This window comes from Thalassobacterium sedimentorum, assembly GCF_031127905.1.
GTDB classification, from domain to species: Bacteria; Verrucomicrobiota; Verrucomicrobiia; order Opitutales; family Coraliomargaritaceae; genus Thalassobacterium; species Thalassobacterium sedimentorum.
Genome location: NZ_JARXIC010000009.1, coordinates 35,452 through 60,468, shown reverse-complemented (window position 1 = coordinate 60,468; position 25,017 = coordinate 35,452). Strand labels below are relative to the sequence as shown.

The following is a 25,017-nucleotide window of genomic DNA, read 5'->3' as shown; positions in this document are numbered from 1 at the left end:
TCTAACACTTGCGAACCGATTCAAATGGCTACGACTACTCAAGATAGTTCAATGGATGCTACACAGGCCGCTTTGTTGGCCAAAGTGCAGCCTGCCGAACTCCAAGAACAGCCCCTTGTCACGAACAACCGTGACTTCAACTGGGTAACTGACAAGATTTGCCGCATCGTCGAAACAAAGACCCCCACATGGTGGTGGATTTGCATGGCGGTCGCGCTCATGACTGCGTCCTTCACCGGCCTCGGCTTGCTTTGGCTCGTCAGCTCCGGTGTCGGAGTCTGGGGCTTGGCCAATCCGATTAACTGGGGCTGGGCGATTGTTAATTTCGTTTTCTGGATCGGTATCGGCCACGCCGGAACGCTGATCTCGGCGGTGCTGTGTTTGTTGAAACAAGGCTGGCGGACCTCGATTAATCGAGCTGCGGAAGCGATGACTATTTTCGCTGTGGTTTGTGCGGGTATTTTCCCACTCTTCCACGTGGGACGCGTTTGGTTTGCTTGGTGGTTGTTTCCGATTCCTAATTCAAATGGTATCTGGCCTCAGTTCCGCTCACCACTGGAGTGGGACGTGTTTGCGGTCTCCACATACGGCACCGTCTCTGTGCTCTTCTGGTATATGGGGATGATCCCTGACTTGAGCGTGCTGCGTGACCGTGCAGTACAACGGCTCAAAAAGAATGCCTACGAAGGTGCCGGGGCGCTGGCTAAGGGCATGGATATTTTCCGTAAGAATTTCTATGCAATCTTTGCTATGGGGTGGCGTAACGCTGGTAATCACTGGCGCAATTACGAAATGGCTTACTTGATCCTTGCAGGTATTTCCACACCACTGGTGCTTTCTGTGCACACAATCGTTTCCTTCGACTTTGCCCTAGCGGTTTTGCCAGGTTGGCATACGACCATCTTTCCGCCTTACTTCGTAGCTGGCGCGATTTTCTCTGGTTTCGGCATGGTGCTGACCTTGATGCTCCCTCTGCGTGCACTTTATGGCATGCACGATTTGATCACACAGCGTCACATTGACAACATGTGTAAGATCTGTTTGGGCACTGGTTCAATCGTTGGTTATGCCTATATTATGGAGTTCTTCATCGCTTGGTATGGAGCCAACCCTTATGAGAGCTTCGCATTTATCAATCGTGCCTTCGGTCAATACTGGTGGGCCTACGTGATGATGTTTAGCTGCAACGTATTTACGCCACAGTTGTTTTGGTTCAAGAAGGTGCGTCAAAACTGGGCTTTGGTTTGGGTCATGTCGATCTTCATTAACGTTGGTATGTGGTTCGAACGTTTCGTAATTACCGTTACATCGCTGGCCAATGACTTCCTGCCTTCTAGCTGGGGTTACTACTCGCCAACAATGGTCGATATCCTGACTTTCTTTGGCACTTTTGGCCTCTTCAGCGTCCTTTTCCTTCTTTTCCTACGCTTCCTCCCACTCATGCCGATTGCGGAAGTTAAATTCGTGATGCCTGCGGCGGACCCACATGGTCACCACGGCGACGAGAAAGGAGACCATCACTAATGTCTGAATCATACGGAATCATCGCGAGCTTTCCCAATACACCAGCTTTCTTCCATGCGGCAGAAAAGGTGCGGGATGCCGGTTATAAAAAATGGGACACGTATTCATCGTTCCCGGTTCATGGTATGCCTGCCGCACAAGGACAGCCGCGCTCTAAAGTGCCTGTGTTTACCTTTTGCGGAGGTGTCAGTGGCTTCTCTTTAGGCCTTTCTATTGTTTGGTTTATGAATGCCTTTAACTATCCACTTATTGTAGGTGGACAGCCATTCTTTAGTCCCGTCTTTCCATTTCCAATTATGTATGAGCTGACAATCTTGCTCTCCGCATTCGGAACTTTGGGCGGTATGTTTATCACTAACCTGCTACCGCAGCATTATAACTCACTTTTTAATAGCGACAAATTTCTAGAAGTCTCCGGCGACCGTCTCGTCATCGCAATTGAAGCTCGCGATGGTCAGTACGATCCCGTCGCAACACGCCGGTTTCTTGAGGAGATTGGTGGAACCGATATTGAGGAGGTCTCAGCCTAGGACATCATCATGCGTATTTTCTTAGCCATTTATGTTTTTGCGATCATCGCAGCGGTATCGATTCTCGGTTTCCGCGGCTCGGTCAGCACAAAGCCACCACTGGAGGTCTTTCCTGATATGGATCGCCAGGCACGTTATAAACCACAGGCAGAAAATGAATTTTTTGCCGATGGTCGTAATGATCGTCCAGTGCCTGCAGGCACTGTTGCTCGCGGTGACTACTTCAATCACGTTGAAGTATTCTCTTCGGATTTTGAAGATACACGCCTGGGCGATGCAGTGTTCAATCAAGGTAAGAATGCTGATGGTTCATGGGTTGAAACAATTCCTCTGGAGGTCAGCTACGAACTCATTCAACAGGGACAGGAGAAATATGATATCTTCTGTTCGGCCTGCCACGGAGCTGCTGGCGATGGTAACGGAGTCACTAAGCCCTACGGTGTGCTTGCCGCAAATTATCACGACGACCGCTTACGTGAGGCAGAAGATGGATATATTTTCGATGTCATCACGAATGGTAAGGGGCTAATGCTTCCTTTTAATGATCGCATCACACCGGAAGAACGCTGGGCTATCGTCCTCTACGTTCGCGCTCTACAGCTTTCGCAGAATGCGAATGCCGAGGAGTTGACAGCCGTACAACGCACAGAGTTGGGATTTTAATAATATGAGTTCGGATACAACTAACTCCAAAGGTAATAACGTAGGGCTGATTGCTCTAGTTGTCGGCATTGTCGGCATTGTTATTGCACTCTTCGGTTTCAAGCAGGGGTGGGACAACGGCGACGTGCGTCCTATCATGAGCTGGCTCATCGGCATCGGCTTTTGGCTTTCAATCGCCATTGGCATGCTCTTTTTGACACAAATTTGGTATGTCTTTCATGCTCGCTGGCCCACGATCATACGCCGTCAGTGTGAGCACGGGATGGCGGCATTCCCTTATTTATTGGTCCTGTTCTTACCTCTATTGGCTATACCATTTTTGCACGAAAACCCAGGTTTGCTCTGGAAATGGATGGATGGACATAATGCCTTGCCTGGACATGGCACTGTTGGCGAAGATCCGCTGTATCAGTGGAAGTCGCCATTCTTGAATATCCCGTTCTTCGCGATTCGTGCCGTCGGTATCTTCGGTGTCTTTATTTTAGTATCCGGATTATTGCGCCGTTGGTCTTTCAATACGGATACCACGGGCGATGTCAATAATCTGCACAATGCACGCCGTCTCTCATCGCTCGGCCTCTTCTTGACGTCGATCGCGATGACACTTGGTGCCATCGACTGGTTCAAATCACTCGAATACCACTGGTTCTCAACAATGTATGGTGTGTGGTTCTTTGCGGCCAGCATGCGCGCAGCGATCAGCGCATTGTTAATCCTCTGTGTCATTTTAGCTGCAAAGGGATATCTCAAGGGGATTCTAAAGCAAGCGCACCGTTATGATCTCGGTTGCTTGATGCTGACCTTTACCATTTTCTGGACCTATATCAGTTTCTCGCAGTATTTTCTGATCTATAGTGCGAATATTCCTGAAGAAACCTTCTGGTATAACATTCGTGAAATGAACTTTGACGGCACGCGCAATAGCTGGTGGTGGGTGAGCATGGGCTTGATCTTTGGGCACTTCCTGACGCCTTTCTTATGCTTGCTTTGGTATAAAACCAAGGTCGTTGTCTGGCGCACAGTGCTTGTCGCATGTTGGATTCTAGCATTCCATGTTCTCGATCTCTACTGGAATATTGTTCCAGGCAAGATGGTGACTCCGGATCATGGCCCGGGTTATTTGGTGCGCCAGTTCTCTATCTCTCCTTACGATATTGCTGCACTCATCGGTATCGGTGGCATCTGCATCTTTGCGATGTGCCGCAGTATGAAAAAGGCAGAGCCGATTCCTGTTCGTGACCCGAACATTCTTACATCACTTAACTACACCGAGTAATCACGATGTCTGCAACTAAAGTATCTAAGGGCAATACATTGCTTTCCTTTCTCGGAAGTCTGGGAGCAATCCTGATTTTCGTTCTCATTTTGTTTGTGGCCTATTTGCCGAATCGTCCAGAGCCTGTAAATACACAGGTGAGTTTGGATCGTCAGGCTAAGGCGGATGAAGCACGGGCAGCGGGCTTGCAAAAGCTGAATGGCTATGAGGTGATTAACGCCCAAGCTGGTACGGCTCGCATTCCAATTGCTGAAGCAATGAAATTGACCGTTTCAGCTTATCAATCTAAATAATCCACTGGTATGGATGTCGATAACTACACCGAGCTGCTTCCACTGATCACTCTTGGAGTTATCTTCTTTATCATTGCTGTGAGCGCGCTCTATTGGAGCGCTAAAAAGGGGCAACTTCGTAATTTCGACGCACAAGCCAAAACCATATTCACCGATGAGGAGCCGGAAGGAGAAATTTCCGATTCCTTTCCTAGTAAGCAAAAGAACAAGAACAATTAGGAATTTATTTATCGAATTAGGATGTTTGCTAATTCGGCTTAATCATTCGATCTCTTTAATTACCATTCCTAGTTTCTAACTTTTAATTTTTAATTCTCACATGAGCGTGTCTCAGTCTAATTCTTCAAGCGAAAGCCCGTATTCTTCAAATAGTGAAGCTGTACGGGCAGAGCTCAGCGAGATCGATGCTTCGATTCGCTCGGCCTCGCTATTTTTTGTTATCTCGGCTATCTCATGGCTGATGATTGGCACTGTCTTTGCATTGCTGGCTGCCTTTAAAGCACACGAGCCTGACTTTGCCAGTGCCTTCGAATTCCTGACCTTTGGCCGTGTGCGTTCTGCACACTTGAATGCGATGGCACTGGGGTGGGGAAATAATGTCATTTTCGCTGTAGGGCTCTGGATTATGGCCCGTTTGTGCCGGGCGCCTATCCATCACAAGGGGATGCTGCTGATTGCGGGCATCTTTTGGAATATTGGTCTGACCGTCGGTATTTTCGGTATTCTTAAGGGGGATATTACCTCCGTTGAGTGGTTGGAAATTCCGCATTACGCGACTCCATTGCTTGCCATTTCCTATGCGCTGATTGGAGTCTGGGGGATCTTGGCCTTTCGCTTCCGTAAGGGGGATCACGTGTATGTTTCGCAGTGGTATATCTTAGCGGCACTTTTTTGGTTTCCATGGCTTTATGTGATCGCACAGATCATGATTATTTGGTTTCCCGCACGAGGTGTGGTACAGTCGGTGACTAATTGGTGGTTTGCACACAACGTACTAGGGCTTTGGTTGACGCCGATGGCTCTTGGAACAGCTTACTATTTAATACCTAAGGTTTTGGGGCGTCCGATTTATTCCTATTACCTTTCAGTACTTGGTTTTTGGGCGCTGGCTATATTCTACAATTGGGCAGGGGTGCACCACTTGATTGGCGGACCTATTCCTGTCTGGCTTATTTCGGCAGGTATTGTGGCATCGGTTATGATGGTAATTCCCGTGATTGTGGTGGGTATTAATCATCACATGTCGGTGGTCGGCTTACATAAGGAGGTCTGGCGTAGCCCCACCTTACGCTTTATTGTCTTCGGAGCTATCTCCTACACTTTGGTCAGTTTGACTGGTTCGGCCATGGCACTTCGCTCTGTGAATGAAGTGACACACTTTACACACTTTACGGTCGGGCACTCTCACCATGGTGTCTATGCATTCTTTACAATGATTATGTTTGGCGGTGTGTATTATATGCTGCCACGTATGCTCAAGCGTGAATGGCCTTCCGCCATGTTGATTAAAATTCACTTTTGGGCTTGTGCTCTTGGTATTACCGTAATGGTGATTGCCTTACAAACCGGGGGCTGGATTCAAGGTCTTGAAATGAATAATGCGGAAATTGCTTTTCTTGATACCGTTAAAAATACGATTCCCTGGCTGAAAGCACGTTCGATATCCGGCGTCATGCTCACAATTGGCCATATTGCTTTTGCTACCAATGTTGCTTGGATGTTGTTTGCTGCTGGTGCGGTGCGCGCTAAGCAAGGTCCGACACTTCTGGATGATACGCAGAAGGGAGGCATTGTTTAATGAAAAACTTACCACTACTTTTTTGCGGTATCTTCTTTGCGTTGGCCTTTTCTTTTACCGGGCTAATTCTAAGTAGTCATATTCAACTCGGTAGTCTGACTCGGACGACTGAAACACTCGTGCCTTCAGACAATGATCCAACAGTCATGGTTATGCCGGAAGGAGAAACCCTGTATCCTGCGATGCCAGGTGGCATTGAGCAGCAAGGCAAAGATGTCTATATATCAATGGGGTGTATCTATTGCCATACGCAGCAGATTCGTCGTGCTGATTTCGGTGCTGATATCGACCGTGGCTGGGGGCCACGCCAAACTGTGGCACGTGATTATATCACTCAAGATCGTGTTCTTTTGGGCACTATGCGTGCCGGACCGGATTTGGCGAATGTCGGCGGACGCATTTTTCAACAAGGCGGACGTGATTGGCACCATCTTCACCTATATAATCCACAAATTACTTCTGAAGGCTCAACTATGCCTCCCTTTGCATTTTTGTATGAGCTGCGCGAGGTCGATGGTGCTCCTTCATCGGATGCACTTAAGTTCCCACCAGATTCTGAATTTGCACCCGATGCTGGTTATGAAGTCATTCCAACACGTCGTGCGAAAGCGCTGGTTGAATACCTATTGAGCCTCAAAATCAATTATAGTCTCCCTGAGGCACCGATCATCGAATAATGAGCGAGCACCCACAAAATTCCGCTTCCAACTCTAACAGTCGTGAGTCTATGGAGAAAGCTGCTATGCAGGATGAGCACATGCAAGATGTGCATGCGCAGCTCTTGCGTGAGAAAGAAGAGCCGCACGAAGGTTTCTCTCCGGTTCCTATTTTTCTAATGTTTGTCTTCGCAGCACTCTGCTTTTGGGGAGGCGTCTACTTAGTCGAATACTCGGGGGACTTTCAGGCAAATGCGTTTTCACCTGATTTCGATCCGAATGCGAGCGCTCCCAAGCCGGTTGAAATTTCTCTTTTTGATCGCGGGGCAAAGGTCTTCCGTAATCAATGTGTGGCCTGTCACCAAGCCGAGGGCACTGGAGTACCAGGTGTCTATCCTCCTTTGGCTGGCTCGAGCTGGGTGACTGGACATCCAGAAGTTGTCTCACGTATTTTGATCAACGGTTTGAATGGTAAGATCGAAGTGGCTGGTAATACCTATAATGGTAATATGCCTGCATTTGGCCCCTCAGGACTTGCGCTTAGTGAAAAAGACCTCGCAGGTGTGATCACCTTTATTCGTCAATCCTGGGGGAATGATGCTTCTGAAGTCTCGGTGCAAATGATAGCTGATTATACCGCAAGCTACAGTGCTCGTTCAACTCCATGGACTGCAGTTGATGTCAAAGAAGGGCTCGGGCCTGTGCCCACAGCTGAGCCAGCTGTGGAAGGTGAATAAGAAGAAAACGCAGGCGAAGTTCTGAATGTTCTTTAAGTGGTAGAATCATCCGGGATCTAAACTCATTTAAGCTGCTCGTTCAGTGTTTGAAAGAGTTGTTGTGCATGGATTGGTTTACTGATGTATGCATTCATTCCAGCGTTGTAACATGCTTCTTCCACTGTGTGACTAACGTTTGCGGTAACCGCTACGATTGGGGCTGTCTGATTGGGGCCTGTGTGGGCACGTATCCATTCGCAGGCTTCAATACCTCCCATCACAGGCATGGATAAATCCATTAGTACCAAGTCAAATCTTTCCTGCTGGCAGAGTGTGATCGCTTCTTGACCATTGGTTGCTGTGATCGCTTCGCCCTTGTAGGATTGAATGAGGGCTTGGGCGACGAGTCGATTGTCGTTCTGATCATCCACCACCAATATTCTTGTGGGCTGAGTGAACTGATTTTTACTTTTGGACACGATTTCCGCTGGCGGTGCCTTACCCGAAACTGAGGGGATGATTTTCATCGGTAAACTCACAGTAAAGGTAGAACCTGCACCGATGCTGCTTTTCACGTGAATGTTTCCATTCAGTAGCCGGATGAGCTTATCGCAAATGGCTAAGCCCAAACCAATGCCTTCGTGTTTACGTGAATATGAAGTGTCAGCCTGACTAAAGGGATCAAAGAGCTTTTTTTGCTGAGATTCTGTAATACCTATACCTGTGTCTTCGACGGCGAGTCTAAAGATCGGAATTGGCGCTGAGTGGATAGATAACCTCAAGATGATGTGGCCATGCTTTGTGTATTTAATAGAGTTATTTAAGAGATTCTCTAATACGCGGCGCAGCATTTGTATGTCGATTTCAACTGTTACATGTCTATCAATACTGTCAGGCGGATCGATTGCAAATCGAAGCTCCAAGTGGCGTGCGCTGGGTTGGAGTTCTTTAACAAGTGTTTCGCAGAATTCTACGAGTTGAAATGTTTCTAACTTAGGCTCGATGCGATCACTAATAATCCGCATATAGTGCAGGATGTCGTCAATCAATGCCAGTTGTCGGTGAGCAGAATTAATGATCGTTTTTAGATAGCTTCTTTCTGGTTCGGAATGGCAGGTTTCCAATAAGATATCAGCAAAACCCAATATCGGATTGAGTGGTGTGCGCATTTCATGGCTCATGACCGCTAGAAACTCACTTTTAGCCTTACTCGCGGCCTCGGCTTCATCCTTAGCTTGTACTAACTCAATCTCTGTCTGTTTGCGCTGGGTGATGTCTTCATAGGTGCCTAAGATGCCGATGATGTCACCGTGTTGATCGCGTAGAGGTACTTTAGAGGTGAGTAGCCAGCTGGGGGAACCGCCTGGAGGCTCGAGCGGTTCTTCGTAGGCGATTTTTCCGATGCCCGTAAGCATGACTTCGCGATCATCTTCGCGAAAGCGTGTGGCTTCAGTTGTTTCAAAGAAGTCATAGTCGCTCTTCCCGATTAGGTCGTTTGGAGTTTCCTGTCCTAGATCTTCAGCGAGTAATTGATTGCAGCCTAAGAACAGACTGTGTCGATCTTTCCAAAAGACACGGGCTGGAATGGTGTCGAGCACATGACGCAACATGCGTTGCGATTCGTTGAGTGCGATTTCTGCCTTCTTTTGCACTGTGATGTCCATGTGGGTCCCACTCATTCTGAGTGCTTCGCCGTTCTCTGTCCATTCGAGCACCTTGCCGCGTGCATTGATCCAACGCCATTCACCATTTTTATGGCGCTGCCTAAATTGTGTGTCGTAGTATTGAGCTTCCCCGCGAATATGTTTGATGCGCATCGCTTCAGATGCCTGTAAGTCGTCTGGGTGTACTGTAGTCTCCCAGGTTGAAATTCCAATGGGTTTGAGTTCTTCGAGGGTGTACCCTATAATACCGGCCCAGCGTTCATTTAATACTAATTCACCCGTTTGAAGGTTCCAATCCCATGTGCCTGCTTCTGTACCTTCGATGATACTTTGATTGCGCAGATACTCTTCATTTTTGCTCTGTGCGATCGTTGCATTTAAAGCGTCCAGTTCTTTATGTAGGCGCTTGTTGGACAGATAGACTGCCACAAAAATGAATGGAAAGCTAACAGCAGAGAGCTGGATGAATGTACTTAGTAGGTGATGCTTAAGAGTATGTTCAGGGTAGAGGGTGTCTGCTAGAACCAAAAAAACATTAACGAGACAAATCGCACTTAATGGGACTAGTAGATAACGTCTAGATGTGAAATTCATGCGTGTGATTGGACGTGTCGGGGCAGACACTGAAATAGGAGTGCATTTTCACCATGAAGATCTACGAATTGTCTGATTGTTTCCAAACTGCTCCCCTTAGTTTATTATCTGTAAGTTAGGCAGTTACTGAGCGATGGCAACGTCAAATCCCTATCGCAGCGATGGCGCTTTTAAGGTGACATCTGAAGTTTATGAAGAAAATATGTTATGATGTTGTTGCCTGAAACTGAACCATTTGATGTCATCGCTCGCTCTAATGTGAATTCTGCCTGGGGGGCACTGACGGTCGAAGTCCTAGCTCGTTTGGGAGTTCAGACGATCGTGACATCGCCGGGGTCGCGCTCCACTCCTTTGACAATTGCTGCTGCTCGTAATGCGCGAATAGAAGCGCTCACGGTACTTGATGAACGTTCGGCAGCTTTTTATGCCTTAGGCTTGGCGAAACGATCGCGGCGACCTGTTGCTTTGGTATGTACTTCTGGATCGGCAGCAGTGAATTATTGGCCAGCGGTTTTGGAGGCGTCAATGAGTGGCACTCCACTCTTATTGCTTACTGCGGATCGACCGCCTGAGCTGCGTGATTGTAGCTCTGGTCAAAGCATTGATCAATTGAAGCTTTACGGTAATCATGTGCGTCATTTCTCTGAATTGGCCTTGCCGGAATCTACGCCGGCAATGCTCGCTTATTTGCGACAGACTTTGGTGCATGCTGTGAGTATTTCTTTAGGTGCCAATGCTGGACCGGTACACCTGAATGTTCCCTTTCGCGACCCTCTGGCTCCATCTTTGGAAGCAGGACCGCCTGTTGTGGATGCGGCGACTCTGGCAGAAGCCGCGACTGTATCGACGCGTCCTTGCGAGGCCGTTTTAACGGGCGGGGGCATCGATCTGGTCGCTATTGAGCGTTTAAGCAGTCACAGTCGTGGCCTCATTATTGTCGGAGCAGAAAATCCTCGCTGTAGTGATGAGGCGTTTGCAGATGCGGTGGCCATGATTTCTGCTAAATTAGGCTGGCCAGTTTTAGCAGATGTGCTGAATCCTTTACGTAACCACGCGAGCCAAAACTCAGCGCTCATTACACGTTACGATACTTTTTTGAGACACTTGTCGGATGAAGAATCGTTACGACCTTCTGCGATACTCCAGATTGGTAGCTTACCCACTAGCAAAGTGTTACGGGCATGGCTGGGTTCACTTGATACGGCATCCTTTTTACTGACATCACGACCGATCAATACAGATCCTTTGCATCGGAGGGCTACGCCACTTTATGGGGAAACACATCTGCTGGCTGAACAGTTACAAGATCAACGCAGTGATCCTACATGGGCAAAACAGTGGTCGAGCCTGGAGCTGAAAACTTCACGGGCGCTCGATGAGAAGATGACTGCCCTTGATAGTCTTTTCGAGGGAAAAGTTGCTTGGTTGCTTTCCCGTTATTTACCATTTAAAACAAATGTCTTTTTGGCGAGCAGTATGAGTGTACGCTACGCAGAATATTTTTGGATGGCAGGGGACCGGGGCTGCGCTGTGTTTTGTAATCGAGGAGCGAATGGTATCGATGGTACTTTGAGCACAGCTCTGGGGGTAGCGCATGCAGGCGAATCTGCTGTTTTGTTAACAGGGGACCTGGCTTTTCTACACGATACTAATGGTCTGATGGCTGCCAGCCAACTGAGGGGAGGGCTCACAGTTGTGCTTGTTAATAACAATGGTGGTGGTATTTTTGAGCATTTACCAGTTGCTCAAATGGACGCAGCGTTTGAGTCATACTTTGCGACTCCACAGAACGTTGATTTTGCTCAGTTGTGTGCTGCTTATGGGGTGCGCTACGAGAGAATTATCGATTGGGCTCATTTTACTGATGCACTGAGTTCAGCTTTTGTGTCAGGGATACGTGTATTGGAGCTACAAAGTGATCGAAAAGCAGATCGTCATAAATTACTCGAATTACTGGCCATTCCAGTAGAGGTATCTTAAGTAATATAAATGTATTTTCTCTGACGATCAAGTCTATGAAACTATTGGTCACATGGACTGGAAGAAATGAATGATTTGTCCGAAAATCCTGAATATGTATTTAGACCTCAAGAGTTGCTGGAACTCCTTGAAGCGACTATGGATGCCATGGGAGATCCAATCGACTCGTAAGCAGTCTAATTATATTAAGCCGTCAATCAAGCTAGAGTAGCATTAAATAATCTAGGTCTGACCTGATGCGATAAGAGCCGTAATGTTTCCATTAATGGGGACTTGTTGAGGTGTGCGTGGGTATGAAGGGGATGAGTGTGGTTAACTGATTGATCAAGAGTTCGTGCTGATCCGGTGTGTCGGGAATGAACCACTGGCCGTCGGATTTGGCGACTAATCGACCGTGGGAAAACTGTCCCCAATTTGCGATGCTGATTTTACCAGAAGTGTCGCCTCGTATCACGAGCACTGCGTGATGAGACATCAATGTACCTGTTTGACTGTCTTTAGGGCGTACGGAAAGGATGCCTGCTCTGTAGTTGCGGCTGAGTTCAATAAAATCACGAATAGTTAGTGGCGCCTGTTTATATTCAAAATGTATTCGGACCGGGGCGCGACTGTGACTGGATTGAACAATTTCGTCGATCGCCAGTACTTGTTCCAGGGTATTGGTGCCAGTTGTGGGGCTGCGAGCTTGGCCTTGTAATTCTGCAATTCTTCGATCGATTTCTTGAAATTTTAATTGCTTATAGCGTGCTGGATCTGAGTGTCGAATGGACTCCTGAATCAGGCCGAATTTTGTGTACCAAATGTAGAGATTTAGTAAGGCCGTGGGGCCGCACCCGCTTGCCGGCTCTGGGTAATGGCTTTGGTTTTCTGAGAGAAAATAACGGCGAATATCACCATTTACTATACATTCGTTACCTAGCATGCCAACACGATAAAAATCATAGCGTTTGTTCTCGGGATTCCATTTTTTTTCTGCCACATAGAAAGGAAATTCAACAGTACTCTTTTGTTTGAATTGAGTGTGTTGGTAGCTGGAATAAGAGAATGCGCTAGGTGGTTGAGGAGTATCTGTAGTGTCTATATGCTGGGCAGTGACTGTGGAAGGCACACTTGGAAATGTGAAATTTGGAGAAGCAGTTCGGTTAGAGCTAATCAAATGTGAGGTGCTGATTGTATTCGATTCCGGTGGCTGTTTTTTAGTGGTTAGCGTATTACTGTAGCTGTTGGTAGGCTGTGTGTGGCGGGGCAGGGGCGATATTGAGGGAGTATCGGGTTCTGGGATGCAAAGTGAGCCTAGGGCTACCAGACTGAGTAGAATTAGTGCATAGATGATTGGCGTTTTGGGCTGCTTGGGCTTACAGTTGGGGCACTGTGATTGTTTTGCTGGAAAGCTCCGATTGCAATGCTGGCAATGCTTCTGTATACGAGTTTCAAGGGGCATTGTGGATCGAGTGCTCAGGCTGAATTATCGTACTGGGCCCGCAATGGTGACGGGATCGGTTAACATGAGTGCGATTGATATGGCGTAGAGTAGCAGGCCAATAAATAGCAGCGTTCCGCCTATTGTGTAAGCGGTTGTTTTACGGTTGCGCCGGTAGATCGCTTTTTCGAGTGCATGCTCTTTATCTTCACTTGCCAGGGTCGTGATCCACTGTACGCGCATAACACGTCGAAAGACCCAAGCTGCACTGCAGAGTGAGAGAAGCAGCCCTGCTATAAGAAAGCACTGCGCAGCGAAGCTGCTACCAGCAATTAAGCGACCGGAAAAACCAGTTACAGTCACTACCATACCTGCCAGACTCATTAAGACCTGTGCGCGAGTGTAAACTATATTGAGCTGTGATTCGGCTACTTTGAGAGCAGCCATCAGATCACCTTGGCACAGCTCTAGAATTGTTGCGGCTTCATTCTTGATTGCAGAGGATTGGTGCATGATGGAGAGATGTTTAACGAATAGCTGGATAAAAAGCACGCAAACAATCAATCTACAAATTGCACTTGCAGTATGCGATAAAGCAGAAAAGCCGTCTCTCGTGATGTGAGAGACGGCTTGTTTTAGATTTTGATAATGCCTGAGACTACGAAGACGGCTCTTTAGTCACTATAATCGTGGCATTGTTAGGCCTCCGTCGACCATGATCACCTGTCCTGTTGAGTAGGGGAAGTCTCCACTCGCGAGTGAACCGACTGCTTTACCGATATCTTGCGGAAAGCCCCAACGTTTGGTTACGCAAAGACCATCTTCAATGAGGGCATCATATTTACCGGTGACACCACTGGTCATATCGGTCTTAATCACACCTGGTCGAATTTCATAAACAGGAATACCAAACTCCCCGAGACGAGCGGCAAACAGTTGTGACATCATCGCAATGCCTGCTTTCGATACACAATATTCTCCCCGGTTGACAGAGACGACTGTAGCCGATATAGAACCTACGTTTATGATACTGAAGAATTCGTCCGCATTCGCGGCTTTTTGTTCGATCATCCAGTTGGCTGCAGCCTGGCTTAAGAAGTAAGGTCCTTTGACATTGGTACCGACGACATGATCGAAGCTCTCTTCACTCGCTTCGAGGATATCCTTTCGCTCTTTGGGCGCAACGCCTGCATTGTTGACCAGGATATTGAGCTTGCCGAAGTTCGTCTTTATCTTGTCGAGCATGGCAGCGCGTGCATCGGCGGATCCAATGTCGCCCTGACAATAGACGACCTCTGCGCCGAGTGCTTTAAGTTCGGCGATGGGTTCAGCAAGTGCCGATTCATCACGCATACCGTTGATGGCGATGTTAAAGCCTAATTTAGCGAGCTGTGAAGCACAGCCGAAGCCTATGCCGCGAGAGCCGCCAGTGATGAACGCGACTGGTTTGTTTGTAGTTGTCATAGTCTAATTAAGTTAGCCGTTTTTGAGTTTGCCAGTTCACTGCGATTCAGGACCTTAGCCTTGCATACAGAAACTAATGAACGTATTTTGGCTTAGGCTTTTAGTTCTGGTAAATCGATCCACTTGCGCTTGTCCGAGCTTTCGATGCCGAGTTCGGCAAGTTGAACTCCCTTGGCGCCTTCGAGCAGATCCCAGCGGAAAGGCTCGTCCAGAACTACGTGACGTAAGAATAGCTCCCATTGGATCTTGAATGCATTGTCGTATTCTTCTTGCTCAGGCACTTTTTGCCAACCTTCGAAGAAATCGATGGGATTTTTGACATCTGGATTCCAGATGGGGCGTGGAGTGTTGCCGTAGTGTTGAGTCCATACGTCGCGTAGTCCGACGATTGCGGAGCCCTTAGTGCCGTCGACTTGCATCGTGAGCAGATCGTCACGGCGCACGCGAACGTTCCAGGAGGAGTTGAAGTGACAGACGACACCATTTTCGAGTTCAAAAGTGGAGTAAGCTGAATCGTCAGCTGTGCACTTGTATGGCTTGCCTGCTTCGTCGACACGCTCTGGGATGTGAGTGGCTGCGAGACATGACACGCTCTTTACTTTACCGAACAGGTTATCGATTACGTAGCGCCAGTGGCAGAGCATATCGACGATCATGCCACCTCCATCTTCTTTGCGGTAGTTCCATGAAGGGCGCTGAGCGGGAATCGAGTGACCTTCAAATACCCAATAGCCGAATTCGCCGCGCACTGAGAGGATTTCGCCGAAGAAATCATTATCAACTAAGCGTTGGAATTTTTGCATGCCTGGCAGCCAGAGCTTGTCTTGCACAACGCCGTTTTTGACGCCTGCATCGCGGCAGATCTTATAAAGTTCGTAAGCATCTTCGGTTTTGATGGCGGTTGGCTTTTCACAATAGACGTGCTTGCCTGCTGCTGCGGCGGCCTTGACGGCAGCGAAGCGACGCAGCGTGGTTTGTGCATCGAAATAGATCGGATAAGCTGGGTCCGTCATGACGCTATCGAGGTCAGTTGTGTATTTTTCAACGCTGGTCTTGGCGATCAGATCCTTGAGCTTGGTTTCATTGCGACCGACTAGAATCGGGTCAGGCATGATGCACTCAGTTGGGCTGATTTTGACGCCGCCTTGTTTAATGATTGCGTCGATGGAACGAAGCAAATGCTGGTTGGTACCCATGCGTCCAGTGACGCCGTTCATGATTATGCCGATTTTGTGTGTTTTCATAGATTGTATATTGAGGTTTGGTTTGAAGGGTTTGTAGGAGGTGACTTGTCACGCCCTATGGTTAAACGTGTTGCTGGTAAGCTTGAATGATCTTCTGTAGGTAAGCGTCTTGATCCGTTGCCCAGTGGCGGGTTGAAAATACTTCGACTTCGATCCAGTCGGCAAAGCCGGTCGCGCTTTCGACGAGCTGGCGTATGCCGCGATTATCGATGCAACCTTCACCCATTAGGCCACGATCGTTTAGCATGTCGGCCGTTGGCGTCATCCAATCGCAAACGTGGAATCCGATGATGCGCTTACCTGCTCGTTTCACTTCTTGTTCTAAAGTGGGATCCCACCAAATGTGATACACATCGGCTGCGATACCTACCCATTCATCTCCGATTTGATCCAGAATATCGTTACATTGACCGATTGTATTGACTGCACTGCGGCAGTCGGCGTACATGGGGTGTAAGGGTTCTATGGATAATTTGACGCCGACTTGGCTGGCATGCTCTGTGAGGGAGGCAATTCCTTCAGTAATGTGGCGCCGGTTTTCGGATAGGCTGAGCTCTGGTTTAGCACCACAGACAAGTACGACCTGTGGGGCGCCGACAGCAGCAGCTTCGTCTAGTGCTTTGATGTTATCGTCAAAGGCGGCCTGTTTCTCTGCCGTATTAATATATGGGTAAAAACCACTGCGCACTAGGGACACGGCTTTGAGGCCGTGGTCGTCGAGTATCTTTTTGGACTCAGTCAGTGGGCGGCCCTCGAGCCATTGACGCCACAGGCCTAGGCCGGGGACGCCTGCGGCAGCATATTTGGCACAAGCTGTGGGGAGGTCCCATGGCTTGGTTGTCATCGTGTGGATGGCGAGACGTGATAGATCGTTCATATGTCGGTGCCTTGATTCAGGGGATATCATTGTGCTTAAGTAAGCTGTGAAGTACTTGGGCGTCTTCTAGGAATTGCTCAGTAGAATCATCTTTGACGAATTCTATAATAATAAACCGCTCACCCGCTAAGTTGCGGATTGGCTCTAGATACGCCTGCCATTGCTGGGTACCATCAAGGAGTGGACGACGATCTTGCCAGCCTGCGGGACCCCAGTTGAAACAGTGTACATGTGATAGGTGGGGCAGGACGGCATCGCGCTCGATTAAATCGTTTCGGAATTCACCCCCTGTACGGGGTTGCCAGTAAAGTTTTAGTTCTGGTAGCCCGACCTCATTCAATAGTTGAAGTGCGGATGCTTGTGTATCGGTCAAAGTGCCTCCGTGATATTCAAGGGCGATAGTTATATTGAGTTCACGCGCTGCGATAACGGCACGTCGTAGATATTCGGAAACCTCTTCACGGTCTTCGGCGCTTGCGTCGGCGGAGCCCTTTTGTCCTGCCCAAACTCTTATGATCGGAGCGCCTAACGTATCCGCGGTTTCCAAAACATTACTGAATGGTTCTGATTCATGATTACAACGATAGTAAGAACCATAAGAGCAAAGCTTGAGGCCAGCGGCTTCAGTTCGTTTTTTTACAGATAGTGCGAGGTCCAAGTCGCCGGGAGGGACGTGTACATCGCCCCCCCATTCTATGCCGTCGATTCCTGCCTTTTGGCATAGTGCAATGATTTCATCAACGCTGAGTTGACGAAAGGTAATTGAACAAAGTCCTGAGTAGAGCATGATTAGAAACGGTGTGTTTTTTCGAGGTGTAGGATTGTCATTTCACTGTCTTGTAGGATCTCATAACTGTGCGGTAGTGCCGCATCAAATTTGAGTGCTTGCCCAGGCTTAAGTGTATGTTGCTCGCGAGGGAGTTTTATGGTAATGCTCCCAGCATGCAGCCAACAAATCTCAAACTCGTCGCCGTGTGCTTCGGGCTTGGACAGTTCGCCACCTGCTTTCGCTTTTGCCTGAAAACAATCGATTCCTTTGAAACCAACTTTTTCAAAGTCAAAAGGGCCAGAAGTGTAAGTCTCTGCATCTTTACGATGTGCGGAGCAGGATTCGGCTAGGTTGAGTAAGTCCGTAGCAGATAAACCAAACACACGAGCTAGGCGATAGAGTGTGTCCAACTCGATCATGTTTTGATTACGTTCCAGCTTCGATAGGCCTGCGATCGAGACGCCAGATTTTTGTGAGACGTCGTCTAGAGTCATGCCAGCTCGCTTACGTAAGTCGCGAACTACTGAAAAATCTAATGTAAGATCGTTGGGGTTCATTTTTAGGCTTTTTTATTGCTTTGGGGGTAAAATATGCCAATTAATTTATCTTGCAAGTAAAAATGTGAGGTGCTGCTTTATTGAGATTGTTTTAGGCTGAGTCCTCTGTTTTTAATACTCTTAACAATTATGATTAGTCTATCGAACAAGCCTCGCTCACTTTTTTTGATCGCTGAGCAATCTTTTAAAGCCATTTACAATGCAGATGCGTTGAATGCAGTTACGACGCTAACAAATAATGATGGGCAGATATATGCAGCGGAGGATATTATGGCTACTCCGCAGGCATTTGCTGATGTTGAAATTATTTTTTCTGGTTGGGGCTCACCAGTGTTAGATGGAGCGCTTTTGGATGCTTTGCCTGCATTGAAGGCCTTTTTTTATGGTGCGGGTAGTGTGCGTAACTTTGTGACAGACGCATTTTGGGAGCGTAATATCCTATTGACGAGTGCTTATAAGGCTAACGCGGTTCCTGTGGCCGATTTTACCATGGCTTCGGTTATATTTGCATTGAAGCGGGCATGGACGCGCTGTCAGCGCCTCAAAGAGGGAATTGCTCCTGATTATCGCAGGGACGTGCATGGCGTCTATCATGGTTCTCGAGTCGGTGTTATTTCACTAGGAGCGATTGGACAACTTGTGTGTCAGCGTCTGAAGGATTTAGAATTAGATGTTTTTGCTTATGATCCTTTTGCAAATGCCCAATTGTTTGAAAGTTTACAGGTCACGCGGATAGATCGTTTGGAAGATCTTTTCGCAAGTTGTGATGTGGTGAGTTTGCATGCGCCTTGGTTGCCACAGACTGAAAATTTAGTGACTGGTCCAATGTTAGAATCAATGCCTGAGCGAGGAACATTTATTAATACCTCGCGTGGTGCCATTGTGGATGAGCCTGCTATGTTGCAGGTGTTACGAACACGCCCCGATCTGTTTGCTGTTTTGGATGTGGTGCAAGATGAGAAAACCTATCATACGAATCCACTGGGGGCCTTAGCGAATGTATTTATTACTCCTCATGTGGCAGGGTCACAAGGTAATGAGTGTCACCGTATGGGTGCACTTGCAGTTGAAGAGTGTCGTCGCTATCTGAGTGGAGAACCGCAGGTAACTGCGCTAACCCGTGAAAGTGCTGAACGTTTAGCCTAAAGTATTTGATTCATCCAATCCCTATTTGATTATTATGACTACTGATTTTGAAACGACCCCAGTCGATGGCATCGCATCCATCCCGCAGAATATCTTAGACCGTTTAACTCGTGTCGACATGCCTTCGGTCAGGGGGATTGATGCCTCGAATACTTGCCTTGAGATTAATACTGTCTCGATTCCCACTTATCAGTGCGAAGCTCTTGTGCTTGGCAGTGGGGCTGCAGGCATGCGTGCAGCAGTGGAGTTACATCGACGTGGCGTGGATGTTTTGGTGGCAAGCACAGGTCTATTCGCTGGTACTTCGGCTTGCTCCGGTTCGGATAAGCAGACCCTATATACTGCGAGCACAGATTATAAAGGAGATAACTTTATACAGTACGCGCAAAGTCTCTGCAGTGGAGGTGCAATGGATTTTTCTACCGCCTATGTGGAGGCAATCGGGTCAAATGATGCAGTGGGGGGGCTACAATTTATGGGCTTGCCTTTGCCGCACGATGATCAGGGTGCCATTTTACGTTATCAAACAGATCATGATGAAGCCGGGCGTGCCACCAGTTGTGGTCCTCGCACTTCGAAGTTGATGGTTAAAGTGCTATTTGATGAGGCTTTGACGCTTGGTGTGCGTATCTTGCCGAGTACCAGTGGAATTCGTATAGTTAAAGAAACTGTTGATGGCGAGGAGCGGGTGTGTGGTGTGATTGCTTTGCATCGTGAAGAATCACGAAATGACTTTGGCTTAATTTTTATTCAATGCGAAGATTTGATTATTGCTACCGGAGGTCCGGGAGAGCTGTACCGTGATAGTGTATATCCTCATCATTGCCATGGTGGACTTGGGTTGGCTTTGGAAGCCGGTATTGAGCTTTGCAATGTCACCGAAAGTCAGTTTGGTATTGGTACGCCGCGCACGACTTTCCCCTGGAATCTCTCGGGCACCTATGTGCAGGTCATGCCGCGTGTTTATTCGGTGGATCATGACGGCAAGGAAGTTAACTTCTTAAAGCGTTACTATCGCAGCACTCGTGAAATGGTCTCAAATACATTTCGTAAGGGTTATCAGTGGCCTTTTCATTCCACTCGCATGCTAGATTATGGTTCGAGCTTGTTTGACTTGGCGGTCTACCTTGAGTGTCAGGCTGGTCGTAAGGTTTATCTGGATTTCTTGCGCAATCCGGAACCAGTTAACGAGGGAGAAAGCTTTAGTTTAGAGGATCTCGATCCAGATGTGCGTAGTTATTTAGAAAATAATGAGGCGCTATATAATTTGCCAATTGATCGTTTACGCCGAATGAATCCGCTTGCGATCGAACTCTACCGCATGCATGGCACCGACCTGTGTCGAGAACCTTTGGAATTTGCGATGAACAATCAGCATATGAATGGCGGTATCTTGATCAATGATTGGGGGCAGACCAGTTTAGCTGGTTGCTATGCGATTGGTGAAGCTGCAGGAAGTCATGGGGTGACGCGACCTGGCGGAGCTGCGTTGAATTCAGGTCAAGTCTTTGGAAAACGTGTGGCTGTTGCTATTAAACGTTCACGTTTGGATAAGTCCGCCTTTGAAGCTAATCAAACGACGATATTACAGCAGATTTGTGAGACACTTGATGATGCGAATGCCTTTGTCGCGAGTGCGAATGCCAGTGCTCGTACCCCAAAAGATATTAAGGCAGAAGTTCAGGCCCGAATGAGTGACGCCGCTGGGATCATTTGCTCGCCAGATAATGTTGCTGAAGCCTTAGTTGCAGCACGAAAGCTACGGCGTGAGGTGGAGGCCCAAGGACTCCAAGTCAGTTCTCCATCTTTGGTAGGACAGGCCTTTCGCTGGAGGCATATGGTTTGGGTGTCAGAGGCAGTTTTGACTGCACTTGACTATTACATACAAAATGGTGGTGGTAGTCGTGGGGCACGGGCAATTTGCTCCCCCGAGGGGACGCGTTGCCCAGATGCGAGCCATGAAGACCTGAGTCGTTTTCGCTTCGTAGAGGAACAGGCCAAAGACCGGGAAGAAAAACTGATTGTCAGCCGTGAAGGTGAGAATATTCGCGTTCATGCTTTACCCGTTGATCTGACCCCGGAAGTGAAGCGCGAGTTCTTCGAGAAAGGTTGGGGGCCATATTTAATCAAGGAAGGTTGATTTTATTAGTATGTCATGTGCCTGTAGGCGCTTTCCCAGATCTTAGAAGCTGGATCGAGGGGTGTAAATTCCTTCGTTTGTTGGGCTTCCTCCGGCGGTAATGCGGATATACGAGGTGAAGCGCTTGCCAAGCGGGCGTCTTTGAGTTGCTTGAAGCCCTTCGATACTTTTTTCATGCAACATGCGGGCTAGTAGATTCGCTCTTGGAATGATTACAGGTCTGATATTGGTGTTTTTAGCCAAAAAAATAAAAAACCTGGGAACAAAAGAGCCACTCAATTCTCGTAGACGGTCTATGCTAATACCAAAAACCTTCTCGATCTTCGCAGCTGCTAGTGTGTTCGGTGCAGTCAGTAGCTTTGCTCAAATTAAATCACCGGCGCCTAGCCCTTATTCAGAATTAAAGCAAGTTTTTGGTGTGACGGAATTTACGGTCGAATATTCACGGCCTGGAGTCAAGGGGCGTGAGATTTATGGCGAGCTCGTGCCTTATGGCAAAATTTGGCGCACGGGAGCCAATGCACCCACTAAGATCGCCTTTGACTCGGAAGTGAGTTTCGAAGGGACGACTGTGCCCGCGGGGGAGTATGTCTTGTTCACGATTCCTGCAGAGGACGAATGGACTGTCATCGTCTATGGAGATGCGAAGGTCGGCAGCGTGGCTGGCTACGATTCTAAAAATGATGTCGCGCGAGTGACGGTTGAACCGATCGAGCTGTCGGATGCAGTTGAGAACTTCACCATTGGTTTTGACGACCTAGCCGACGAGTCGGCGACCTTGTTCCTCGATTGGGATGATGTGCGTGTGCCCGTTAAAGTGACGGTGGATACCACTGAATTGACTGCTGCATCGATTCAATCGGCGATGAGCGACATTGATAGTTGGAGCGCTCGTAACTACGCAGACGCAGCAGAGTTTTATCACAAGACTGGCAAAAATACTGAATTGGCCCTCCAGTGGATGGAAAAAGCAGTTTCGATGAGCCCGAACGCTTTCTGGTGGCAATACGGCTATGCCAAGATGCTCGCCGATCACGGTCAGACGCAGCAGGCAATCTCTGTTTCAGAGAAGTCGCTAAAAGCTGCGAAGGCTGCCGATAATGCGGCTTACATCGCTCGCAACGAAGCGCTGCTCGCTAAAATTCGCTAGTCATCTTCTCTCTTCTATAAGTACCCGCCTCGATGAATCGAGGCGGGTCTTCTTTTTATACCGTTATGCGGATCCTCCACTCCCTCCTTGTTTTTCTTATGCTGAGTCAATTTGTTGCAGCCGTGCCTCGGCCTATTGAACCACTTGCGAGTGGTGACTTGCAATTGAGTCTGCAAAAACTGGCGACACTCGGCAGTGTGCTCTATGTCGCTGCCCACCCGGACGATGAGAACACCAAGTTGATTGCCTACTTGGCGAATGGGGAGCGGGTCGATACCACCTACCTGTCACTGACACGTGGGGATGGTGGCCAGAATTTGATTGGAGGAGATTTAGGGGAGAAGCTGGGCTTGATTCGCACTCAAGAACTCTTGGCGGCGCGCCGAGTTGACGGTGGACAACAACGCTTCAGTCGCGCGATTGATTTCGGCTATTCCAAGACACCGGAGGAAACGCTCGCGATCTGGGATAAAAATGCGGCTCTAGCGGATACCGTTTGGGCGATTCGTTCACTTCGGCCCGATGTCATTATTACCCGCTTTTCGTTGGAAGCGGGCTACACACACGGTCATCACACTGCGTCGGCTTTGTTAGCTAAAGAAGCGTTTACTGCCGCGGCGGACCCGACGCGCTTTCCTGAGCACTTGGAATTCGTCGAGCCATGGGCGGCCAAGCGCTTGCTGTGGAATACCTCGAAGTGGTTTTACCAACGGCGGGGGATTGAATTTGAAACCAAAGGCATCTTTTCTGTCGAAACGAGCGGCTACAATCAACTGCTCGGTAAGGCCTACAGCGAAATTGCGGCCCACAGTCGCAGTTGTCACATGAGCCAAGGCTTCGGTGCCACTCCAGTGCTGGGGGAGTCGCAGGAATATTTTAAGACGCTTGCCGGCACCGATCCTGACGGGAGCTTGTTTTCGGATATCGACATCACTTGGGGGCGTGTGCCGAACTCAGGTAAAGTGGCCACTGCGATTCAACAGGCGATCGCCGACTTTGATCCCTTGAATCCTGAGCGCGTGGTGCCGCACTTAATCGAAGCACACCGTGAGTTGAGTGCATTGCCTGCGAGTTTTTGGCAGGCAAAGAAACTGCAAGATTTAGAACGTGTCCTCGCGGCCTGCCTCGCACTGGATGTCGAGAGCATCGCCACGCAAGCTTCCGCCGTGCCTGGTGCAGTGGTGTCGCTCAAGCTGAATGCCATCCAGCGCGGATCGCTGTCGGTGAGCATCGCCTTTGCCGCGTCCGAAGCAGGCCTGGCTACGGCCACCAGCTATGACTTGGTCAGTAATCAATTGCTAACGACTTCGGAAAACATCCGGATCGCAGAGGATGCGCCCATTTCTCAGCCTTATTGGCTACGAGCCGCAGCGGACAAGGGGAGTTATACCGTGGATGAAATCAGTCAGATCGGTGATCCAGAAAATGCGCCTGCCTTGCCGATGTATTTGCAAGTTACCGTCGCGGGGGAATCCATCACTTTTACAATTCCCACCACTTACAACTTCAACGACCCGATCCATGGTGAGAGTAAGCTTCCCTTTACGGTGACCCCTCCCGTCATGGTGAACCTTGAAGAAAGCACCCACATTCTCGGCCAGAGTGAGCCGCGCGACTTCAGTGCGCGTGTGATTGCGCGCAGTGAAATTCCTGCTGGCACGTTGCACTTTGAAGTCAGCCAGGGCTGGCGTGTGGAGCCTGCGAGTATTTCGTTTTCGGCCGAAGCGGGCGAAGAACTGTTGTTGAGCGCTCAGTTGATTCCACCAACTGAGGCCGGCGAAACCATTTTACGCGCGTCGGTCGAAGTCGATGGTCGCTCCTATACGCGCGGTTACGAAGCTTTAGATTATCAGCACATTCCGCAGCAGACACTGTTTCCCGTGGCGGAAGCACGCGCGGTCTTACTTGATGTGAAGACTGCAGGCCATCGGATTGGCTACATCCCCGGCGCGGGAGATACCATTCCCGAGGCACTGCAACGTATCGGCTATACGGTGGATACTTTGGTCGAAGCCGACATGAACCACGCGACCTTGTCTGACTACGACGCGATTGTCTTTGGTATTCGCGCTTTGAATACCAACGACCGAGTCGGATTTTACATGCCCGCGCTGTTTGAATATGCCAAACAGGGCGGGGTAGTGGTGCTGCAGTATAACACCAACCGTGGCTTGAAGACCATGGACTATGCGCCGTATCCTTTTACCATTACCCGCGATCGGGTGACAGATGAGACCGCAGAAATGCGCTTTCTAGCGCCGAAGCATCCTGTGATGCACTTTCCCAACACGATTACAGCAGCCGATTTTGACGGCTGGGTGCAAGAACGGGGGCTTTACTTTGCCGACGACTGGGACGCGGCTTACACACCTATTTTCTCGGCCAATGATGCGGGCGAATCTCCACTGGATGGTGGCTTGCTGATCGCGCAAACAGGCGAGGGCTACTTTGTTTACAGCGGGCTCTCTTGGTTCCGTCAATTTCCCGCAGGTGTGCCAGGCGCTTACCGGCTCTTTGCCAATTTGATGTCTCTGGGGCAAGTTTCTGAATAATGAG

At 48.7% G+C, this 25,017-nt stretch carries 23 protein-coding genes; 14 read left to right on the top strand and 9 right to left on the bottom strand.

What is annotated here, in order from left to right; genetic code table 11:
• Positions 1-24: 24 nt before the first annotated feature.
• From nrfD to QEH59_RS07105, 9 genes are all read left to right on the top strand, one after another.
• The gene (gene nrfD / locus QEH59_RS07145) at positions 25-1,524 is read left to right on the top strand and encodes an NrfD/PsrC family molybdoenzyme membrane anchor subunit (protein WP_308984680.1); all 1,500 of its coding nucleotides are present in this window, start codon (positions 25-27) and stop codon (positions 1,522-1,524) included.
• Complete coding sequence (locus QEH59_RS07140; RefSeq protein ID WP_308984679.1) at positions 1,524-2,054, top strand: DUF3341 domain-containing protein; 531 nt, start codon at positions 1,524-1,526, stop codon at positions 2,052-2,054. Before nrfD ends, QEH59_RS07140 begins: the two co-directional genes overlap by 1 nt.
• 9 nt (positions 2,055-2,063) lie before the next feature.
• Positions 2,064-2,717 (top strand): c-type cytochrome, encoded by a 654-nt coding sequence (locus QEH59_RS07135; protein WP_308984678.1) that lies wholly within the window; start codon positions 2,064-2,066, stop codon positions 2,715-2,717.
• Between the two features lie 4 nt (positions 2,718-2,721).
• Complete coding sequence (locus QEH59_RS07130; RefSeq protein ID WP_308984677.1) at positions 2,722-3,993, top strand: hypothetical protein; 1,272 nt, start codon at positions 2,722-2,724, stop codon at positions 3,991-3,993.
• 5 nt (positions 3,994-3,998) lie between these two features.
• A complete protein-coding gene (locus QEH59_RS07125) occupies positions 3,999-4,286 on the top strand; it encodes a hypothetical protein (protein WP_308984676.1) in 288 nt (95 codons plus the stop codon).
• Between the two features lie 9 nt (positions 4,287-4,295).
• Positions 4,296-4,505 (top strand): cbb3-type cytochrome oxidase assembly protein CcoS, encoded by a 210-nt coding sequence (ccoS, locus tag QEH59_RS07120; protein WP_308984675.1) that lies wholly within the window; start codon positions 4,296-4,298, stop codon positions 4,503-4,505.
• A gap of 100 nt (positions 4,506-4,605) precedes the next feature.
• The gene (locus tag QEH59_RS07115; protein ID WP_308984674.1) at positions 4,606-6,084 is read left to right on the top strand and encodes a cbb3-type cytochrome c oxidase subunit I; all 1,479 of its coding nucleotides are present in this window, start codon (positions 4,606-4,608) and stop codon (positions 6,082-6,084) included.
• Positions 6,084-6,761, top strand: coding sequence for a cbb3-type cytochrome c oxidase subunit II (locus tag QEH59_RS07110; RefSeq protein WP_308984673.1), 678 nt, complete (start codon positions 6,084-6,086; stop codon positions 6,759-6,761). The genes QEH59_RS07115 and QEH59_RS07110 overlap by 1 nt, the downstream gene beginning before the upstream one ends.
• Positions 6,762-6,811: 50 nt before the next feature.
• Positions 6,812-7,477 carry a c-type cytochrome gene (locus QEH59_RS07105; RefSeq protein WP_308984672.1) on the top strand — a complete coding sequence of 222 codons (666 nt, stop codon included), beginning with the start codon at positions 6,812-6,814 and terminating at the stop codon, positions 7,475-7,477.
• Between the two features lie 62 nt (positions 7,478-7,539).
• On the opposite strand, the gene QEH59_RS07100 is transcribed toward QEH59_RS07105, so the two are convergent.
• Positions 7,540-9,714: a PAS domain-containing hybrid sensor histidine kinase/response regulator gene (locus QEH59_RS07100; RefSeq protein ID WP_308984671.1), complete on the bottom strand. Its 2,175-nt coding sequence runs from the start codon at positions 9,712-9,714 to the stop codon at positions 7,540-7,542.
• A gap of 207 nt (positions 9,715-9,921) precedes the next feature.
• On the opposite strand from QEH59_RS07100, the gene menD reads away from it, so the two are divergent.
• Positions 9,922-11,694, top strand: a complete 1,773-nt coding sequence (menD, locus tag QEH59_RS07095; RefSeq protein ID WP_308984670.1) for a 2-succinyl-5-enolpyruvyl-6-hydroxy-3-cyclohexene-1-carboxylic-acid synthase — start codon at positions 9,922-9,924, stop codon at positions 11,692-11,694.
• A gap of 262 nt (positions 11,695-11,956) precedes the next feature.
• On the opposite strand, the gene QEH59_RS07090 is transcribed toward menD, so the two are convergent.
• The 7 genes from QEH59_RS07090 to QEH59_RS07060 all read right to left on the bottom strand — a co-directional run bounded on the left by QEH59_RS07090 (position 11,957) and on the right by QEH59_RS07060 (position 18,025).
• Positions 11,957-12,673 (bottom strand): hypothetical protein, encoded by a 717-nt coding sequence (locus QEH59_RS07090; protein WP_308984669.1) that lies wholly within the window; start codon positions 12,671-12,673, stop codon positions 11,957-11,959.
• 486 nt (positions 12,674-13,159) lie between these two features.
• The gene (locus QEH59_RS07085; protein WP_308984668.1) at positions 13,160-13,627 is read right to left on the bottom strand and encodes a hypothetical protein; all 468 of its coding nucleotides are present in this window, start codon (positions 13,625-13,627) and stop codon (positions 13,160-13,162) included.
• Positions 13,628-13,795: 168 nt separating this feature from the next.
• On the bottom strand, positions 13,796-14,578 hold the full coding sequence (locus QEH59_RS07080; RefSeq protein WP_308984667.1) for a 3-ketoacyl-ACP reductase: 783 nt from the start codon (positions 14,576-14,578) through the stop codon (positions 13,796-13,798).
• A 92-nt stretch (positions 14,579-14,670) separates the two neighbouring features.
• Positions 14,671-15,822 (bottom strand): Gfo/Idh/MocA family protein, encoded by a 1,152-nt coding sequence (locus QEH59_RS07075; protein ID WP_308984666.1) that lies wholly within the window; start codon positions 15,820-15,822, stop codon positions 14,671-14,673.
• A gap of 61 nt (positions 15,823-15,883) precedes the next feature.
• Entirely contained in the window at positions 15,884-16,699 is an 816-nt protein-coding gene (locus QEH59_RS07070; RefSeq protein ID WP_308984665.1) for a sugar phosphate isomerase/epimerase family protein, read from the bottom strand.
• 16 nt (positions 16,700-16,715) lie between these two features.
• Positions 16,716-17,486 carry a sugar phosphate isomerase/epimerase family protein gene (locus QEH59_RS07065; RefSeq protein ID WP_308984664.1) on the bottom strand — a complete coding sequence of 257 codons (771 nt, stop codon included), beginning with the start codon at positions 17,484-17,486 and terminating at the stop codon, positions 16,716-16,718.
• A gap of 2 nt (positions 17,487-17,488) precedes the next feature.
• Positions 17,489-18,025 (bottom strand): helix-turn-helix domain-containing protein, encoded by a 537-nt coding sequence (locus QEH59_RS07060; protein WP_308984663.1) that lies wholly within the window; start codon positions 18,023-18,025, stop codon positions 17,489-17,491.
• A 129-nt stretch (positions 18,026-18,154) separates the two neighbouring features.
• Here QEH59_RS07060 and QEH59_RS07055 point away from each other — a divergent pair, with 129 nt between their 5' ends.
• Both QEH59_RS07055 and QEH59_RS07050 read left to right on the top strand, forming a co-directional pair.
• Positions 18,155-19,171 carry a hydroxyacid dehydrogenase gene (locus QEH59_RS07055; protein ID WP_308984662.1) on the top strand — a complete coding sequence of 339 codons (1,017 nt, stop codon included), beginning with the start codon at positions 18,155-18,157 and terminating at the stop codon, positions 19,169-19,171.
• A 34-nt stretch (positions 19,172-19,205) separates the two neighbouring features.
• Positions 19,206-21,311, top strand: a complete 2,106-nt coding sequence (locus QEH59_RS07050; RefSeq protein ID WP_308984661.1) for an FAD-binding protein — start codon at positions 19,206-19,208, stop codon at positions 21,309-21,311.
• A gap of 5 nt (positions 21,312-21,316) precedes the next feature.
• Here the strand turns inward: QEH59_RS07050 and QEH59_RS07045 are convergent, their stop codons facing one another.
• Positions 21,317-21,487 (bottom strand): hypothetical protein, encoded by a 171-nt coding sequence (locus QEH59_RS07045; RefSeq protein ID WP_308984660.1) that lies wholly within the window; start codon positions 21,485-21,487, stop codon positions 21,317-21,319.
• A 119-nt stretch (positions 21,488-21,606) separates the two neighbouring features.
• On the opposite strand from QEH59_RS07045, the gene QEH59_RS07040 reads away from it, so the two are divergent.
• Together QEH59_RS07040 and QEH59_RS07035 are read left to right on the top strand one after the other, a co-directional pair.
• Positions 21,607-22,461: a DUF2911 domain-containing protein gene (locus QEH59_RS07040; protein WP_308984659.1), complete on the top strand. Its 855-nt coding sequence runs from the start codon at positions 21,607-21,609 to the stop codon at positions 22,459-22,461.
• A gap of 98 nt (positions 22,462-22,559) precedes the next feature.
• A complete protein-coding gene (locus QEH59_RS07035) occupies positions 22,560-25,013 on the top strand; it encodes a PIG-L family deacetylase (protein ID WP_308984658.1) in 2,454 nt (817 codons plus the stop codon).
• The last annotated feature ends 4 nt before the right edge of the window (positions 25,014-25,017 follow it).